A 15574-nucleotide genomic window follows, 5' to 3' on the forward strand; every position below is an offset into this window, starting at 1 on the left:
ACATCGCCTGTCCGGGCTGGGATTCTTGGAGGGTTCAGTTTCGAGGGACGGGCTCGTCGGGGTCCACTGGCGGATCGGCGTTTTTGCTCGTTGCCAAGCGGGCAGAAAGGTCGCGTAGTGCATCCGTGAGGCTCTCGTACATGGGGGCGATGTGTGTCGGTGCGATCAGATGGGGGTCGTCCCAGCCCACAAGAAACGCGGTCAACCTCGCCTGCGCGTACTTCAACGCGCGCGCTTCGTCCGATGACGCATGAACTCGCCCCAGTGCGCGGCCGACGATCGCGGCAATCTCCTGCAACTGCGTGCGTGCCTGTTCTTCGGACTCGGGATCGCGCCAGCGGACATCCGGCAGCGACACCAGTGCCTGCCGTGCCTGGACGAGGGTGAGCTCTCGTCGCGCGCGTCCCCGCGCCCACGGCCACTTCACGGTGTCCACAGCCTCGGAGCCGAGCCGATCACGAGACGGGGCGCGCGCGGGTCGCTGGGCTCGGGAATGTCGACGAGCTGGTGCAGGACGTCGAGGGCGTCGCCCTCACGTTCCCAGACCTTCCCGCCGGCTCGATCCGTACGCAGGGCGGCGGCGTCGGTCTCGCTCTTGATGCGGAGGGCGTCGACAAAGCCGTCCGCATCCCACGCGAAGGCGCCCGTGATCTTCTCGAGGAGGCCGTCGGTGTCAAACACTGGATGGAAGTCCCAGTGGCGTTTCAGCAAGGTGGTGAACGGCTCGCTGGCCGGTTCGTCCCAGAGGAACGCGAACGGGCTCTTGACGGGGATGGTCATCGGAGGCCGCGTCCGATGTCTTTGACCGGGCTACAGCGCGGAGAAGCGTTCCGGCTGGCAGTTGCACGCGCTCGCTTTCGGCTGGTCGCCCATTGCTGGGCCAGACCAATGGCGAATGCGATGGCGAACAGGGCGGTGAATGTGATTGGCAGCAGCGTCGCGAGCGATTCATAGTCCACTGTCATCGTGCGCTCCTCACATTCACTCGTGTGACGCGTTGTTGCCCCGACAAGTGGTCGCATGTCGAATAGACGCGTCGCATTCGCCTTTCCGGTAGCCTGGTAGCTACGAGGCGTGATGGGAACTGAATCGCCGTTCGCAACTGTTCGCAGCGGGACGGGAGATCGTGCACGAGCTGGGTGGACAACTGCGGGCGGCGCGCGAGGCCGCCGGGATCAGCCTGTCGAGGATGGCGGCGAAGACGCACTACAGCAAGACCTACATCTGGCAGCTGGAGAACGGTGAACGCACCGTCAAACCGGAACACGTCACCGCGTACTCGCGGGCGCTCAACGTGGCCGTGGACGCGCTGTACGGGCCGTCGCTGGACCCGCTGCGGCTGGCGCACGAGTGGCTGGTGTCCGACACGCCGGTGGCGGTGCACCGCGCCGCCGGTCGACGCGTCGGCGACAGTCTCGCCGAGGAACTCGAGCGCCGGGTCATCGAGCTTCGCCACCTGGACGACACCGTCGGCGGAGGCGATCTGAACCCGCTGGTCCAACGCGAGCTGGCTGAGGCTGCTGACATCGTGAACGGTGGAAGCTACACCGAGCAGGTCGGCCGACGGCTGCGCGTGGTGGTCGGCGAGCTCGCGCAGCTGGCCGGCTGGGTCGCCAGCGACGCCGGAGCGTACCTGCAGGCTGAACGCACGTACCTGGACGGTGTTTCCGCAGCTCGCGACGCCGGAGACGTTGCGCTGGTCGGGCAGCTGTTCTCGTCGCTGGCGTACCAGATGGCCAACGTGGGCGATCCGGCCGACGCCCAGCTGCTCGCCAGGAGCGCGGTGACCGGCGCTCGGCAAGCCTCGCCGGTCGTCCGGACACTCCTGCTCGAGCGTCTGGCCTGGGCCAGTGCACGATCCCGCGACCAGGAGGCCACTCGCCGGGCGCTGGATGAGGTCGACACCGCCTACGCCCAGCGGACCGTCGATGTTCCCGAACCCGAATGGGTGTATTGGATGTCGCGGGATGAAATCGACGTCATGGCCGGCCGCTGCCTGATCGAGTTGGGGGATCCGGTCTCCGCGGCGCCGCTGCTCACGGCTGCGATCGACCGTTACGACCGCGCGCACGCCCGCGAGGTGGCGTTGTATCGGACGTGGCTGGCTGAGTCCTACGCCCGTGCGGGCGAACTGGACGCGGCACGTGCCGCCCTTGACGAGGCGAGAGCTGCCGCCGTGGACGTCAACTCCACGAGGCTTGCGCGCCGGATGAGTGAGGTCGAACTGATTACTCAGGGTCGATGAGCGTTCGCCGTGGTGCACCAGGATCGCCTCGTTCGTTGCTTGCGGATGCTGAGTGGCACCCGACGACCGGGACGCATCACGGTGAACGAGAACTAATGCACGCGGGAGTTCGCCCGTGACCTCGGAGGCGAGAGGACGATCAACCGGCCGCCGGGGTGCCAGAACTCGACGGTAGGACGATTACTTGCCGGTAACCCGAACTGTCAGCTCGGGTAGGTACCTGGCGAGGGGTTGCCCTAATCTGGCAGGCCGACTCGGTTGGCGAGCTGGACGGCGCCGGCTGCCTCGGTCCGTCGCCCGCGTTTCATGACGGTACGGATCAGCGAATGGGCCGCGGGCCGAAAGCTGACGTCTTCCGGTGCGTCGGTTTCGGCGGTCGTCAAGAGGGCCAGGGTTTGGGCGAACTCGCGGCGTTGTGCGTAGCCCTTCGCCTGGTCGAGCAAGAATGCCACCCGTCGCTCGATCGAGAGCGATCGCTCATGGTCGATGTGGGCGGCCAGCCGCAAGCCCTCGACGGCCTCGCCGGACTCCACCTCGATTGAGACGGCGTACATCGCCACGTTGGTCGGCCCGAAGGCGGTCCAGCAGACGTTGCGGTCGCCGACTCGCTCGGCAAGCGGCGTCGCCTGTCGGAGTCGCTCGCGGCCTGTCCAGGCATCCCCGGCCCGGACAGAGGCCACGGCAGCGAGGAGGAGAAGCGCGCCGGACATCGCCACAGCGTCGAGGTGGTCCGGACCGAGCGCGGCCTGAAGCTCGGTGAGCGCCTTCATGGCTTCGTCTTCAGCGGCCTGGGCGTGGCCATCGGCGAGCATGACCTGGATGAGGTTCCAGCGGGCTCCGGCTAGCCGGAGCGGATCGTCCGCTTGTTCCGCGGACCGCTGTGCGCGGTCGGCAGCCAGGAGGGACAGATCTACGCGACCGATGCGCTTCGTCACGGTCCGAACGAGGCCGTACAAGTCGGCGGCTACGGACTGCGCCTGGCGCCGGTGTTTGCCCGAGGTGCCGCGGACCGTCGCGTCGGTGGTTGCGATGAGCTCTGGCAAGTCGGTGGTCAATTCGCTGTAACGGTGGCCGGACGTCTGCCAGGTGCTCCAGGCCTCGCAGACTTGGCGCCCGAGGTCACTAACACGGGCTGGACCTGCTGTCGCCGGCGCAGTCATGGCGCGGTAGATCGCGTCCCCGGCAGCATTAGAGGCGCGCCGGGGCGCCGCAATTGGCTCGGCGCTCAGCAGGTCACCCGGCTTGACGCGCAGGACTTCGGCGAGCTGTGCGAGCACTGGAATCGTGGGCAGCTTCTGGCCGCGTTCGATCTGGTAGAGGTAGTCCGGCGTGATACCAGTGAGCCCGGCGACGACCGTCTTCGTCTGGCGGGCGGCCGTGCGGTAGAACCGCACCCGATCACCCACCATCCGCGCCAATTGGTCGTTCACGATCTTGTGCCGCCTCCCCGCTGGGCTTCTGACCAGCCCGAATGGTATCTCGCCGCACTCAATTCGTCACGGATGGCACACTCACAACATGACCACGCCTGACGCCGCACCTCGAACCTTGCTGCTGTGGGACATCGACCACACACTCATCGAGACGCGGGGCGTCGGACGGGCCATCTACGACCGGGCTTTTCCCGCAGCTACCGGCCGGCCGTTGGCCAAGCTGGCGACCATCGCGGGCCGGACCGAGCTTGACATCATGGCCGAGTCGCTGAAGGTCAACGGGCTGGAAGCGACCGACCAGGCCGTCCAGAAGCTGGCCGACGCCCTGGTGCAGGGCTACGAGGACGCCCGCGAAGAACTGGCCACCACCGGACGCGCTCTACCCGGCGCTCTGGAAGCGCTCGCTCGGTTCGCTGCCGATCCCGCGATCCACCAGGCGATTCTCACCGGCAATCTGCGGGATGTAGCGCGTATTAAGCTGGACGTATTCGACCTCGCACGCTTCGTTGATTTCGACAGTAGCGCATTCGGTGACGATCACGCCGAGCGCTCGGAGCTGGTACAGATTGCACGACAGCGAGCCGAGGGGCGGACTGGCGCGCGTTTCATCAACAAGCAGGTCGTTCTGGTCGGCGATACGCCGAATGATGTCCAAGCCGCGCTAGCTGCAGGCGTGCGAGTCATAGGCGTGGCCACTGGCAAGACCAGTGAAGCTGAGTTGCGTCACGCTGGGGCGACTCGGACGGTGTCGACTCTGTCGGACGTTCCGGCTGTCATCTTCTCCGAGCTCTGACGTCCCGCCCGTCGTGTGCCAGCTAACGCAGTACCGGTCGACGCCCGCGGTCGGCGAGCTGCTGACCCGGCTAGGCACCTATGCCTCGGCGCTCGTCGATTCCTCGAGCCACCGCAGGTAGTCGGCGGAGCCGCGCACGAACTCGACGGCGGTCACCTCCGGCTTGTTCCACGGGTGCTGCTCGACGATGTGCGCTTCGAGCTCGGCGTAGCGGGCATCGGTGGTCTTGAACGTCACGTTCCACTCTTCACCCTCGCCCTGCTCGCCGAGATGCCAGAAGAAGGACGCCACGGGACCGGTGACCTGCGCGGTGGCCGCCAGGTGCGCGGCCAGCGCCGATGTAGCGATCTTTGCGGCAGAGGCTCGGTCTGGGGTCGTCGTGGTCACGAGAAGGTGAACATTCATACAGCGAGCTTATGACCGCATCGAAGCGACGACAGGCTGACGCGGCGTCGCCTCTGAGCGGCCATCCAAGAGCCTCGCTACCTCTGGTAGAGGTAGTCCTGCGATATCGGTGGGCCCCGAGACGACCGTCTTCGTCAGGTGATAGGTGGCTGTCCTGTTTCTGGTCGCACCTGGCTGCAAGTCCCTCCAAGAGGCGTGGCAGGGTTTATGCCAATTCGTGCGCCGCGTTCAGATCGTGGCTCAATGTGGTGGGAGGGCGATCGTCTTGAACGCCGATCGTAGTGAAGTGGTTGATGATCGACCGGTGCGGCTGCTGGTGACGGGTGGCGGAACGGGCGGTCACACTTATCCGGCGTTGACGGCTATTCGTACTCTGCAGTCGCGTTTGGCGAAGGATCTGCGGCCGGAGGTTCTGTGGGTCGGAACTGGTGAGGGTCTTGAGGCGCGCACGGCTGAACGTGAAGGCATCTCGTTTGTGGCGGTTGCCGCCGGCAAGGTCCGGCGGGCGAGAAATCCGCTGAAGATGTTGTCGTGGGCGAACGTGAAGGACATGGCGAGGGTCCCGTTTGGAGTGTTTCAGGCGGTGCGTGCGGTGAGAACGTTCAGGCCGGACGTGGTGCTCGCGACGGGTGGCTACGTGGCAGTGCCGGTGAGCTTGGCGGCGTGGGTCTGCCGGCGGCCGCTGGTGGTGCATGAGCAGACGGTGCGGCTGGGATTGGCGAATCGTCTGCTGGCCAGGGTGGCGACGGCGATGGCTGTGTCGTCGGAGTCGACGGTGCCGCTGCTGCCAGAGCGGGCTCGTAAACGTGCGGTCGTCACGGGCAACCCGGTGCGACCGGAAATTCTGGCCGGCCACGCGGAGAAGGCCTTCGAAGCGCTGGCGCTGGACGCGTTCGATCGAGATCTTCCGACGGTGTACGTGACTGGCGGCGCGCAGGGCGCAGCGCAGATCAACCAGCTTGTCGGCGACATCCTGCTGTGGTTACTGGAACGGGCCAACGTGATCCACCAGGGCGGCCCGTCCGCGGTGCCGGGGATGCAGGCGACTGCCGAGGCGTTGCCGGCGGCGCTGGCGGGTCGGTACCTGCCCGTCGGGTTCGTCGGGCCGGAGTTGCCGGACGTGTTCGCGCTGGCGGACGTGGTGATCTCGCGCAGCGGCGCGGGCACGATCGCCGAACTGACCGCGCTGGGGTTGCCCTCGGTCCTGATTCCGCTGGCGTCCTCGGCCGGCGGCGAGCAGGCCTACAACGCGCGGCACCTCGCGGAGGTCGGGGCGGCGAACGCCCTGCTGGGCGAGGTCACGGCGACGGCTCTACGAGATGCGCTTGACCCGCTTCTGGCCGACCCTGCGCGCCGACAGGCGATGACCACGAAGGCGCGAGAGCATGGGCGGCCGGATGCCGGAGACCGGCTCGTCGACCTCGTTCTCGACCGTGCCGGGGCCGGCGGCCGTTGACCTGATCCGGGTCAACGGCCACTGACACGCTCGAGGTGTCACGTGAGGCGGACGGACTAAGTCCGGGTCCAGTCAGCGCGGTCGCCGAGTTGATGGTTGTCGCGGCTGTAGTGCGTTACCGCCTGAGCTGGGTCTTGCGGTCGCGGGGTGATCGCTTGGAGGCGCGGAAGGGTGTCGGTGATGAGCTGGCGGCCGTGGGCGATGGCGCGCCACCAGACGTCGCGGACCTCGTCGACGTCCGGCCAGATGGAGAACAGTGCTTCAGCCAGGATCGGGCCGGTGTCGACGCCTTCGTCGACGATGTGCAAGGTGATGCCGGCGAGGTCATCGCCGTTGCGCAGTGCCCAGTTGACCGGTCGGACGCCGCGGTACTGCGGGAGGCGTCCGGGGTGGCAGTTGATGATCTGTGGGGTCGCGTCGATCAGGTCGCTGCCGATGATCTTGTCGTAGAGGACGCTGAAGACGAGTTCGCACCGGCCGGGCTCGAGGTCGCGCCAGTCGCCGGATTCGATGACGCGGACCTCGGGCCACCGGGTGCCGACGGTGTCGGTGAGGCTGATGTCCCAGCTTGGCTCTGGTGTGGTCGGAACGACGGTATCGAGCGAAAGGTCCGGCAAGTCGGCAATCGCTTCGCAGGCGTGGACGGCGAGGCGGCCTTTTCCGAGTACGGCGGCGCGGCGCATCAGAGTCCTTTCTGTGGTGCGGCGCCGACGGCGTCGCGGTGGCCCAACGCGTGGTGTTCGTCGGCGACCACGGCGGCGAGCGTCGCGGCCACATGGTCGATGTCGGCGTCGGTCAGGTCGGGGTGGAAAGGCAGGCTCAGGATCTCGGCGGCGACGGCTTCGGTGGCGGGGAGCGTGCAGGACCAGGGGGCGAACGCAGGCTGTAGATGGTTTGGCGGATAGTGCACTCCGGCCTGAATACGGGCGGCGTGCAGGCGGGCGTGCACGGCGTCGCGGACCCTCGCGGGGACGCGGACGACGCAGTTGAACGGCACGGTGTTGGCTACGTCGAGGTCGACCATGACGACGTCCGGGATGTCGGTGAGGGTGGCTACGTAGCGGCGCCAGAGGTGCTTGCGACGGGCCGCGACCTTGGCGAAGTTGGCGAGCTGAACGCGGCCGATGGCGGCGTGCAGGGTCGAGAGGTGATACCGGAACCCTGGGGTGCTGACCTGGTAGGAGACGGTGTGCACCCGCTCCTCCCGGGCGGCGGTCATGCCCAGCAATCGGGCCCGGCGCAGCTCGTCGGCTTCGGCCGGGTTGCGGGGAACGATGGCGCCGCCGTCGCCGCAGGTGAGGGCCTTGATGGCGTCGAAGCTGAAGCAGGTCAGGTCTCCGGTGGCGCCGACGAAGCGATCTCCGTTCACGGAGCCGAAGGCGTGGGCGGCGTCCTCGACGACGGCGATGCCGCGGTCGGCGAGTTGGTCGCGGATGGGGGTGAGGTCGACGGCGCGTCCGCCGTAGAGCACCGGCATGACGGCGCGGGTGGCTGAGGTGAGCGCGACCCGGATGTGCTCTGCGGTCGTGCACAGGGTGCGGGGATCGACCTCGACGAACCGGGGGCGAGCGCCGGTGGCGAGGATCGCCTGGATGCTGGCGCAGAAGGTCAGCGAGGGCACGATCACGTCGTCGCCTGGGACCACGCCGGCGACCAGCAGCGCCAGGTGCAGTGCCGCGGTGCCGGTCGCGACCGCGACGACGTCGTCGACGCCGAGATAGGCCGCCAGTTCCCGTTCGAAGGCGTCGGTCTCCGGACCGTGTCCGTACTGGCCGGACTGCAGGGCGCGGCTGATCGCGTCCAGCTCGGGGCCGTGCAGGAACGGTCGGGCGTTGGCGGCAGGCCCGCTCGGGCTGGTCACGATGCTCACGCGGGAACCCCGTCCGGTTCGGCCACGGCGGTGCTCGGCGCGAGTCGGTCCGGGTGCCGGCAGTACCAGGCGATGGTGTCGGCCAGCCCGGCTTCTATCTCACGGGTGGGTGTGAAGCCGAGGGCGGCGATCTTGTCCCAGGTCATGCTGTAGCGGATGTCGTTGGCGGGGCGGTCCGGGACGTAGGTGATGGCGTCGGCGCCGCGGCCGGTGGCCTCGAGCAGGAGCTTGGTCAGCTCGATGGTGGTCAGGTCGGTGCCACCGCCGATGTTGTAGGTCTCGCCCGGCACGCCGGTGCGCAGGACATGCTCGATGGCCCGGCAGTTGTCCTCGACGTGCAGCCAGTTGCGGACGTGCCGTCCGCGGCCGTGGACGGTCACCTGCTGGCCGGACAGCAGCAGCCCGAGGAAACGTGGGATCAGCTTCTCGGGGTGCTGGCGCGGTCCGTAGTTGTTCGAGCTGCGGGTGATGCACACCGGTACACCGCAGGAGACGAAGTAGGAGCTGGCGAGCAGGTCGCTGCAGGCTTTGCTGGCCGCATACGGCACCGTGGGCCGCAGCGGCGCGGTCTCGGCGGCGGCCCCGGTCGGCAGGGGACCGTAGACCTCGTCGGTGGACACGTGGACCACCTTCGCCACGCCGGCGCGCATCGCCACGTCCAGCAGCGCCTGGGTGCCCATGACGTTCGTGCGAACCGACTGTCCGACGTCGATCAGCGAGCGGTCGACGTGGGATTCGGCGGCCAGATGCACTACCCAGTCGTGGCCGGGAAGGACGGCGGAGACGGTGTCGTGGTCGCGGATGTCGCCGTGGATGAACCGCACCTTGCCCGAGGATTCGGCGTCGGCGAGGTTGCGGCGGTCGCCAGCGTAGGTCAGCGCGTCGAGGACGGTGACCTGCGCGATGTCGTCGCAACTGATGAGCCGGTCGACTAGGTGCGAGCCGATGAATCCGGCGCCGCCGGTGACGAAGACGGTGTGCATCGTGATCCTTTCGGTTGAGTCGGACGGCGAGAAGCGTGCGGATGTCAGCCGCGGTGCAGGGCGGACCAGGCGGCGTAGTTGGGCAGAGTGCGGGCCTGGCGGGCTTCGAAGAGTCCTGGCGCGGCCGCATCGCGCTCTGCTCGCTGCGGCGTGATGCCAGGTGGCCAGGCGATCGCGAGGTCAGGGTCGAGAGCGTTGACGGTGCGTTCGTCGGTGTCCTGATGTGGCCGGGACAGCAGGTACAACAGCGTTGCGGTGTCGGAGAGAGCCAGGAAGGCGTGCCCTAGTCCGGGCGCGAGGTAGAGCGCTGTTCGGTTCTCGTAGTCGAGACGCTCGGCGTGCCAACGGCCGAAGGTCGCGGAACCGACCCGCACGTCGACGACGACGTCGAGCACCGCGCCTGCGGTGCAGGTTACGTATTTCGCCGGCCCGGCTTCCGTTGTCACGCGGATGCCGCGGAGCACGCCGTGGTGTGAGACCGAACAGGTCGCCTGCTGCACCGCCAGATCGATGCCTGTGGCCGCCGCGAATTGTCCACCGTGGAACGGCTCGTGCAGGCATCCGCGGTCGTCGACGAAGGCCGTGGGCGTGACCTTCCACGCTCCGGAGATCGGCAGCGGCTCGATGCGTGATTCCATCCTGTTCCCTCCCGAAATCGGCGCGTCATCGCGACAACTCGAAGCTAGGAATTCAGGGGCAGATGAGGGGGGTTCTGTGCCAGCTAGGCACGGCTGTGCCGAACCGGCACAGTGCCCTTGACAGGGTCACTAGACCGCTACCCTGGGTTAGTCTTCGTTCCGGCGGTGGGAGGGCCCTGATGTTCTTGATCATGTCCTCGCCCTTGCTTGACGCGATCGAGCGCCGCGACTACCCCGCAGTCCTGCAGCTCGCCCGGGAGCGAGCCGGGTGGAGCCAGACCGAGCTCGCCCGGCGGCTGGGGTTTCACCCGAGCGTGATCTCGAAGATGGAGGCGCGTCGTCGCCGGATGGAGAACGTGGTGACGCTGCGGCGGCTGGCCGAGGTGCTGCAGTTGCCCGCAGCGGCGTTCGGGCTGGAGGGGTCCGAGGGCGTGGCGACCGGGCGCATCGACCCGGCCCCTTCTAGGGTGGGCACCAAGCCCGCCCCGGAGGAGGACGACGTGCGTCGACGCAGCTTCTTGAAGGCCGGTGGCGTGGCCATCGGCGCCGCCGTCGCTGGCGCCCCGGCCGCGGAGGCCGCCGCGTCTCCCGCCTCCGGGGCACTACCGGATCCGGCCGTCGTGCTCACCACCCGATTGTCCGACGTCCTCCTCGGCAGCCGAACGTCCATCGGCCCGGCCATGCCGACCGTGGGGCTCACCCGCGCACTCGCGGCGGCGCGCGCATCGTTCGGCAAGTCCGACTTTCTGGCGCTGGCCGACCAGCTGCCGGCGTTGGTCCGAGCCGCGGAGGCCGCTCAGGACGCCGGAGCAACAGCTCAGGCTTACACGCTGGTCACCCGCGCGCTGGTCAAGCTCCGCCCTGCGGGGCTGGAGTGGATCAGCGCCGACCGCGCCGTGCGGGCTGCGGAAGCAGCAGGTCAGCCCCTCATTCTCGCCGAAGCCGAGCGCATGCTCTCCGGTGTGTGCCGCCGCGCCGGTGACCACGACCGGGCGGGCACCCTTGTCGTGCAGGCAGCCGACCGACTGGCGCTCGACGGCCGAGACCCGCGCCATCTCCTGCTGCACGCCAGCCTGCTGTGCACCGGCGGGTACTCCGCTGCCCGGGCCGGCGACGGTGCCCGAGCTCGCGACTTGCTGACAGAGGCTGCCGCGACGGCGAGCCGGCTCGACGGCGCCGGGGCTGCACGGGCCCGGGCGAACCTGCTGAGCCACCGCGTCTCGGTGGAACAGCTGCTCGGCGAGCCGGGGGCTGCGCTGCAGCACGCTCGCACGGCCCGCGGGGTGCGGTTCCCTGATCTGGAGCGGGAGGGGCGCTACTTGGTCGACTTGGCCGCGGTCCAGTTGCAGCTGGGTCAACCGGGCCCGGCGTACAGCACGTTGCTGGCCGCCGAACGCCGCGCACCCGGTGAAGTGCACACCCGCGCGGCCGTCCGCACCATCGTCGACGCGCTGTTGAACCAGAATCGTGCAGCGGTGCCGGGAATTCGTGATCTCGCTGCCCGGGTTCACGTACCTGCCTGATCAGGCCCAGACCCCGGCGGCTCTCAGGAAGACTTACCGTGCCCTACACCAGCTTCGTTGACGTCCTAATCATCTTGGAACGTGGCGAGCAGGTCCTGCTCGCCACGCGTGCGAACACCGGCTACGCGGACGGCCAGTGGAATCTGCCCTCGGGCAAGCTCGAAGAGGGCGAGGACCTGGTCGCCGCCATCATCCGGGAAGCCCGCGAAGAGATCGACGTCGAGGTGGACCGTGATGATCTGGAGATGGTCACCTCGGTCCACTATTTGAATCCTGAGGGCCAGGCAGGGTCGGGTTTTTCTTCCGTGCGCGGCGATGGCAGAGTGAACCACGCAATGCCGAGCCGCACAAGTGCTCGCAGATCGCATGGTTCCCAAAAACCTCGCCGCCGGAAAGCACCGTGCCGTACACCCACGCGGGTGTGGAGCTTTACCGTCGTGGCGAGCGGTTCGGGCTGTAAGGCTGGCCTCATCCAGCCGTGTCGGTGTTGTCGGGACGCTGACTCAGGCGGCGCGCCGGCCCGGTTGACCGAACGATCGCGGCATACCGTCGTGGGTCCTCGTCAGGGCTTCCCCTGGTCTCCCGTGTGCGCCATACAGGCGGACCTTTCCTTGACGAATCGGTACTTGCGCCGCGGGCGGCTAAGGTGCCACCGGCGGGCTCGGTCGTTCCCTCCCCCTCGGCGACCGAGCTCGCTCGTCTACAGGGCATCCGCTTCGAGCCGGTTCGTGGGTAAGCCGCGCCGGCCGGTTGCGAGGACCCTGGCTGGGGTCCGGGTCCTCGGTCACAACGGAAAATTGCCGATCCTCCGGGTGGCTGAGGGTGGCAGCGCTGGCCGGCTCGTCGCTGCCTTGTCCGGCTTCATCCTGCGGTGTTACGCCGCCGCTGGGATCGCGAACTCGCCGTCTGTCGCTCCGGCGGTGAAGGCGGTCCATTCATCGTCGGTGTAGGTGAGCGTGGTGGTGCCGTCAAGGCTGTGCAGGCGCGCGCCGCCAGCGGCGGAGTGTTCGATGCGCAGGGCGTGGTTGCTGCCGGTGGCCGCGGCGCCGGTGACTTCGGCGATGAAGCCGGGCCAGGCGGCAATGTCGACGCTGAGGACAGGGCCGGCGCCGTGATCCTTGGTGTCGCGGACCTGCACGCTAGTGCCGGTGAAGCGTACTTCGACGCAGCCGCTTTGGGACGGGCTGAAGCTGGATTTGAACCAGCCAGTGTGAAGGTGGGCCTGGTGACGGGCAGAGGTGGTCACGCGGCGGCCTCCATCTCGTGACGGATGTTCTCGATGAGGGTAAGGGACTTCTCGGCGTCGAGGGCGACGGTGTCGAAGACGTTCTCGAAGCTGGCCTTGAACTCGCGGATGACCTGGGCCTTGTCGATGAGGCTGCCGGTGATCGCGGTTTCCTGCCAGATGAGGTCGGGCAGCAGGTTGCCGGCGAAGCTGAGCAGGGTCAGCGGTCCGCCGGTCAGGGCGTGGGCGCCGGCGGCGTAGTCGACAACCCGTGCCCGGACGGTGCTGTTGGGGCGGGTGACGACGTCGATGATGCGGTCGAGCTGGCGGGCCATCGCGGCGGGACCGCCGACCTGCTGGCGCAACGTGTACTCGGTGAAGAGCACATCCATCGACAGGCCCTCGTCCAAGAGGGGCTGACGGGCCAGGCGGGTCTCGACACGCGGGCCGACGTCGACGGGCTTGATGTACGGGCTGCCCGCGCGGATGGTGGCGCGGGCGTAGTCGCTGGTCTGCAGCAAGCCGGAGACGTAGATCGGCGCCCACTCGTAGACGGTGCTGGCGCCGGCTTCCAGACCGAGGAAGCGCAGAAATTCTTCGCTGTAGAGCTCGGCGTAGTCGTGCCACCAGTTCCGCTGCTCGGCCTCGGTGTGCAGGCGTTTGAGCACGTCGTGGTCGGCCTCGTCAAGTTCGTAGAAGTCGATGAGGCGCAGCAGGTTGCTCTCGGTGAGTCGGCGTTTGCCGGCTTCGATGGCTGACAGGTTGCTGGCCTGGATGCCGACCTGCTTGGCGACGGTCGCGGCCGTGAGGCCGAGCGCGGTGCGGGCACGGCGCAGTCGGAGGCCGAGTTCCCATGCTCGCAGGGTGCTCGAGGCTAGGGCCACGGGTGTTCCTTCCTGGGCGCTCGGTCGTCACGAGACATGCTGCTGAGAGTACCGGTCTTGTCGATAAGTACACCCGGTCGGTCGATATGTTCCAAATAATTATCTCGATAATCTTCGAGTGTTCGGCAACATTCCAGAGGACGGTCGGCCGTCCTGGGCAAGACGCGCCAGCCGGGGACCATGCGGCACCGGACCGGTCGGGCACGCGCGGAAGGTGGGCGACGAGCATGCGCAAGACGCAGAGGCGGCACGGACTGCTGGCCATGCTGGTCAGAGCCGGGTGGAAGCCGCGACGACGGGCGTGGGCCGTGCCCTGCCGCGACCGCGACGGCCGCCGGGGCCACGCCGAGGTCCTGATCGCCGAACGAGGACCGGCGCTGGCGATCGGCTCAACCGTCGCCGTGCTCAACCCGATGGACGCCGGCCGGTTGCGTGCTGCGTTGCGGGAGGCGATCGAGCTCTACGCCCGCCTCGACGGCGCCACCCGCGACGGCGCACCGACACCACGCCGTCATCCCGGGCCCCTGCCGACCCCACACCGCGAAGTCCCGGCCGGGCGGCACACGGCGGACGCGGCACCGGCGGGCCCGGTGCTGCTGCACGAGGACGAGGACGAGCCCAGCGGGCGCCACGCCCGCCTGGCGAACCTCCTCGACTCGGACGCGGCCTGATGCCCGGCCCCTGCGCCTCCGTCACAGATTCCGACCTCGGTGAGCGCCCGGCCGTCGTCACAGGCGCGGACTCGGTAGCGCTCTGCGAGCAGCTACTGGAGGGACTGCGCGCGTGGGACACGGCAGCGCCGCGCCACGCGCTGCCGCAGTTCCCCGATTGGTTCACTCCGACGACTCCGACTGACACACCGTCGGCCGACGCCGACACGACCACGCCGAGGCTGCAGATGGAAGGCGCTGCCCTGCCGCGCTGCTCCGCCCTTGACGTCGACATGCGGAAGGACGACGCCGATGCCTGTCCCCTGTGACGTAGCCGCCTCAGCGTCTGGCAACACAGCCTGGCACCGGTGCGAGTACTACCAGACCGAATGCGGATTGCCCGCTCGACTCGTCGACGGTGACCGGATCGTCCTGCAGCTCGGCGGGGTGTTCGGCGCGGTCACCATGCCCGCCGGGCTGGGCCGCAAGGTGGTGGCGAGCCTGCGGGTCCGGGCGATGCCGGCGCCGGCTCTGGCCCATCCCGGCGGGCAGCGATGGACCCTGCTGAGCGGCCCAGGCACCGTGACGCTGGAGGACCTGGCCGCGCTGGTGCCACTGGGCGTCAGCGTGGTCGGTGAGACCGCGGTGGTGGTGCTGCCCTCTCCGGAGACCGAAGCGCTGGGCCTATGGCACTGGGTCCAGCAGCCCACCCCGGCAGACCTGCCGCCGCAAGCGGCCCTGCTGACCACCACGCGAGCGATGGCCGTTCCCACGTCGCGAACTCGATCGGCGCAGCCGTGAACCCGGCACGGCCACCCAGTGCAGCGCTGGCGGCGCTACGCAACGAGCTGATCGCACGCGCGGCCGCGGACCAGCACGCCCGGGCCCAGCTCGACCCGGCGGGCCCCACGCCGCGGCAGTGGGCTGCCGTGCAGCGCGTCGACGAGGACAACCTGCGCTGGCTCGCACCGATCGTGGCGGTCCACGGCTGGCCCGGCGTGAGTGCCGTCGGGACCGACGGCGCCCACGCTGCCTGGATCCTGGCCCAGCACGCGCCCGCCCGATATCGCGCCTGCTGGCTGCCGAAGCTGCGCGACGCCGTCGCCCGCGGAGACGCAAGCCCGCGCGATCTGGCCTACCTCGCCGACCGGGTCGCCACCGACGAGACACGGGGCCAGCGCTACGGCACCCAGTGGCTGAACATCGGCGAGGTCCACCGCCTCTACCCGCTGCACCGGCCGGCCGAGGTCAATCTCGCCCGGGCGGATGTCGGGCTCGATCCGCTTCCCGACGCCGACCTCGACACCGCCTACGCCAGCTTCGAGGAGATCACTGCCGCAGTCGAAGGAGCTTCTCAATGATGTTGTCAAGCCGCCGCGGTGACGGGTGTGGCTTGGTAGCGGGCTCCGTCCCGGATCATGGCCCACAGGACGTTGACCCGGCGACGGGCGAGGGAGAGCAGCGCCTGT

Annotated in this window: 19 protein-coding genes; 8 read left to right on the forward strand and 11 right to left on the reverse strand. The window is 68.6% G+C overall.

Annotated elements, in window-relative coordinates; translation table 11 throughout:
- Positions 1 to 34: 34 nt before the first annotated feature.
- From ACLJOU_RS46115 to ACLJOU_RS46125, 3 genes are read right to left on the reverse strand one after another with little or no spacing between them, the layout of a single operon-like run.
- Complete coding sequence (locus ACLJOU_RS46115) at positions 35 to 436, reverse strand: hypothetical protein (RefSeq protein ID WP_410575636.1); 402 nt, start codon at positions 434 to 436, stop codon at positions 35 to 37.
- Positions 424 to 780, reverse strand: coding sequence for a hypothetical protein (locus ACLJOU_RS46120; RefSeq protein ID WP_410575637.1), 357 nt, complete (start codon positions 778 to 780; stop codon positions 424 to 426). Before ACLJOU_RS46120 ends, ACLJOU_RS46115 begins: the two co-directional genes overlap by 13 nt.
- Positions 777 to 965 (reverse strand): hypothetical protein, encoded by a 189-nt coding sequence (locus ACLJOU_RS46125; RefSeq protein WP_410575638.1) that lies wholly within the window; start codon positions 963 to 965, stop codon positions 777 to 779. The genes ACLJOU_RS46120 and ACLJOU_RS46125 overlap by 4 nt, the downstream gene beginning before the upstream one ends.
- Before the next feature lie 161 nt (positions 966 to 1126).
- Here ACLJOU_RS46125 and ACLJOU_RS46130 point away from each other — a divergent pair, with 161 nt between their 5' ends.
- Entirely contained in the window at positions 1127 to 2245 is a 1119-nt protein-coding gene (locus tag ACLJOU_RS46130) for a helix-turn-helix domain-containing protein (RefSeq protein WP_410575639.1), read from the forward strand.
- A gap of 236 nt (positions 2246 to 2481) precedes the next feature.
- Here the strand turns inward: ACLJOU_RS46130 and ACLJOU_RS46135 are convergent, their stop codons facing one another.
- Positions 2482 to 3675, reverse strand: a complete 1194-nt coding sequence (locus ACLJOU_RS46135; RefSeq protein WP_410575640.1) for a helix-turn-helix domain-containing protein — start codon at positions 3673 to 3675, stop codon at positions 2482 to 2484.
- Positions 3676 to 3763: 88 nt separating this feature from the next.
- Between ACLJOU_RS46135 and ACLJOU_RS46140 the strand changes: the two genes are divergently transcribed.
- Entirely contained in the window at positions 3764 to 4471 is a 708-nt protein-coding gene (locus ACLJOU_RS46140; RefSeq protein ID WP_410575641.1) for an HAD family hydrolase, read from the forward strand.
- 78 nt (positions 4472 to 4549) lie between these two features.
- Here ACLJOU_RS46140 and cutA read toward each other — a convergent pair whose 3' ends face one another.
- Complete coding sequence (gene cutA, locus ACLJOU_RS46145) at positions 4550 to 4876, reverse strand: divalent-cation tolerance protein CutA (RefSeq protein WP_410575642.1); 327 nt, start codon at positions 4874 to 4876, stop codon at positions 4550 to 4552.
- A gap of 304 nt (positions 4877 to 5180) precedes the next feature.
- Here cutA and ACLJOU_RS46150 point away from each other — a divergent pair, with 304 nt between their 5' ends.
- Entirely contained in the window at positions 5181 to 6332 is a 1152-nt protein-coding gene (locus ACLJOU_RS46150) for a UDP-N-acetylglucosamine--N-acetylmuramyl-(pentapeptide) pyrophosphoryl-undecaprenol N-acetylglucosamine transferase (protein ID WP_410575643.1), read from the forward strand.
- Positions 6333 to 6388: 56 nt separating this feature from the next.
- Here ACLJOU_RS46150 and ACLJOU_RS46155 read toward each other — a convergent pair whose 3' ends face one another.
- From ACLJOU_RS46155 to ACLJOU_RS46170, 4 genes are read right to left on the reverse strand one after another with little or no spacing between them, the layout of a single operon-like run.
- The gene (locus ACLJOU_RS46155; protein WP_410575644.1) at positions 6389 to 7015 is read right to left on the reverse strand and encodes a formyltransferase family protein; all 627 of its coding nucleotides are present in this window, start codon (positions 7013 to 7015) and stop codon (positions 6389 to 6391) included.
- Entirely contained in the window at positions 7015 to 8202 is a 1188-nt protein-coding gene (locus tag ACLJOU_RS46160) for a DegT/DnrJ/EryC1/StrS family aminotransferase (protein WP_410575645.1), read from the reverse strand. Before ACLJOU_RS46160 ends, ACLJOU_RS46155 begins: the two co-directional genes overlap by 1 nt.
- Positions 8199 to 9185, reverse strand: a complete 987-nt coding sequence (locus ACLJOU_RS46165) for a dTDP-glucose 4,6-dehydratase (protein WP_410575646.1) — start codon at positions 9183 to 9185, stop codon at positions 8199 to 8201. The genes ACLJOU_RS46160 and ACLJOU_RS46165 overlap by 4 nt, the downstream gene beginning before the upstream one ends.
- A gap of 44 nt (positions 9186 to 9229) precedes the next feature.
- Positions 9230 to 9823, reverse strand: a complete 594-nt coding sequence (locus tag ACLJOU_RS46170; RefSeq protein WP_410575647.1) for a dTDP-4-dehydrorhamnose 3,5-epimerase family protein — start codon at positions 9821 to 9823, stop codon at positions 9230 to 9232.
- 179 nt (positions 9824 to 10002) lie between these two features.
- On the opposite strand from ACLJOU_RS46170, the gene ACLJOU_RS46175 reads away from it, so the two are divergent.
- Positions 10003 to 11346, forward strand: a complete 1344-nt coding sequence (locus ACLJOU_RS46175; RefSeq protein WP_410575648.1) for a helix-turn-helix domain-containing protein — start codon at positions 10003 to 10005, stop codon at positions 11344 to 11346.
- A gap of 38 nt (positions 11347 to 11384) precedes the next feature.
- Positions 11385 to 12296, forward strand: coding sequence for an NUDIX domain-containing protein (locus tag ACLJOU_RS46180; protein WP_410575649.1), 912 nt, complete (start codon positions 11385 to 11387; stop codon positions 12294 to 12296).
- On the opposite strand, the gene ACLJOU_RS46185 is transcribed toward ACLJOU_RS46180, so the two are convergent.
- Together ACLJOU_RS46185 and ACLJOU_RS46190 are read right to left on the reverse strand one after the other, a co-directional pair.
- A complete protein-coding gene (locus tag ACLJOU_RS46185; protein ID WP_410575650.1) occupies positions 12221 to 12592 on the reverse strand; it encodes a DUF397 domain-containing protein in 372 nt (123 codons plus the stop codon). The genes ACLJOU_RS46180 and ACLJOU_RS46185 overlap by 76 nt on opposite strands.
- Positions 12589 to 13455, reverse strand: coding sequence for a helix-turn-helix domain-containing protein (locus tag ACLJOU_RS46190; protein WP_410575651.1), 867 nt, complete (start codon positions 13453 to 13455; stop codon positions 12589 to 12591). Before ACLJOU_RS46190 ends, ACLJOU_RS46185 begins: the two co-directional genes overlap by 4 nt.
- A 227-nt stretch (positions 13456 to 13682) precedes the next feature.
- On the opposite strand from ACLJOU_RS46190, the gene ACLJOU_RS46195 reads away from it, so the two are divergent.
- The 3 genes from ACLJOU_RS46195 (at position 13683) to ACLJOU_RS46205 (ending at position 15466) form a co-directional block, all read left to right on the forward strand.
- A complete protein-coding gene (locus ACLJOU_RS46195; protein WP_410575652.1) occupies positions 13683 to 14126 on the forward strand; it encodes a hypothetical protein in 444 nt (147 codons plus the stop codon).
- 375 nt (positions 14127 to 14501) lie between these two features.
- Positions 14502 to 14906 (forward strand): hypothetical protein, encoded by a 405-nt coding sequence (locus ACLJOU_RS46200; protein ID WP_410575653.1) that lies wholly within the window; start codon positions 14502 to 14504, stop codon positions 14904 to 14906.
- Positions 14903 to 15466, forward strand: a complete 564-nt coding sequence (locus ACLJOU_RS46205; RefSeq protein ID WP_410575654.1) for a DUF6624 domain-containing protein — start codon at positions 14903 to 14905, stop codon at positions 15464 to 15466. The genes ACLJOU_RS46200 and ACLJOU_RS46205 overlap by 4 nt, the downstream gene beginning before the upstream one ends.
- Positions 15467 to 15574: the final 108 nt, after the last annotated feature.

Source organism: Amycolatopsis sp. cmx-4-61, from assembly GCF_046548775.1.
GTDB lineage: Bacteria > Actinomycetota > Actinomycetes > Mycobacteriales > Pseudonocardiaceae > Amycolatopsis.

Excerpts from the sequence above, each read along its gene's own strand:
- ACLJOU_RS46120 (WP_410575637.1), bottom strand. The coding sequence starts at position 780 with ATGACCATCCCCGTCAAGAGCCCGTTCGCGTTCCTCTGGGACGAACCG.
- ACLJOU_RS46125 (WP_410575638.1), bottom strand. The coding sequence starts at position 965 with ATGACAGTGGACTATGAATCGCTCGCGACGCTGCTGCCAATCACATTC.
- ACLJOU_RS46140 (WP_410575641.1), top strand. The coding sequence starts at position 3,764 with ATGACCACGCCTGACGCCGCACCTCGAACCTTGCTGCTGTGGGACATC.
- cutA (WP_410575642.1), bottom strand. The coding sequence starts at position 4,876 with ATGAATGTTCACCTTCTCGTGACCACGACGACCCCAGACCGAGCCTCT.
- ACLJOU_RS46155 (WP_410575644.1), bottom strand. The coding sequence starts at position 7,015 with ATGCGCCGCGCCGCCGTACTCGGAAAAGGCCGCCTCGCCGTCCACGCC.
- ACLJOU_RS46165 (WP_410575646.1), bottom strand. The coding sequence starts at position 9,185 with ATGCACACCGTCTTCGTCACCGGCGGCGCCGGATTCATCGGCTCGCAC.
- ACLJOU_RS46170 (WP_410575647.1), bottom strand. The coding sequence starts at position 9,823 with ATGGAATCACGCATCGAGCCGCTGCCGATCTCCGGAGCGTGGAAGGTC.
- ACLJOU_RS46175 (WP_410575648.1), top strand. The coding sequence starts at position 10,003 with ATGTTCTTGATCATGTCCTCGCCCTTGCTTGACGCGATCGAGCGCCGC.
- ACLJOU_RS46195 (WP_410575652.1), top strand. The coding sequence starts at position 13,683 with ATGCGCAAGACGCAGAGGCGGCACGGACTGCTGGCCATGCTGGTCAGA.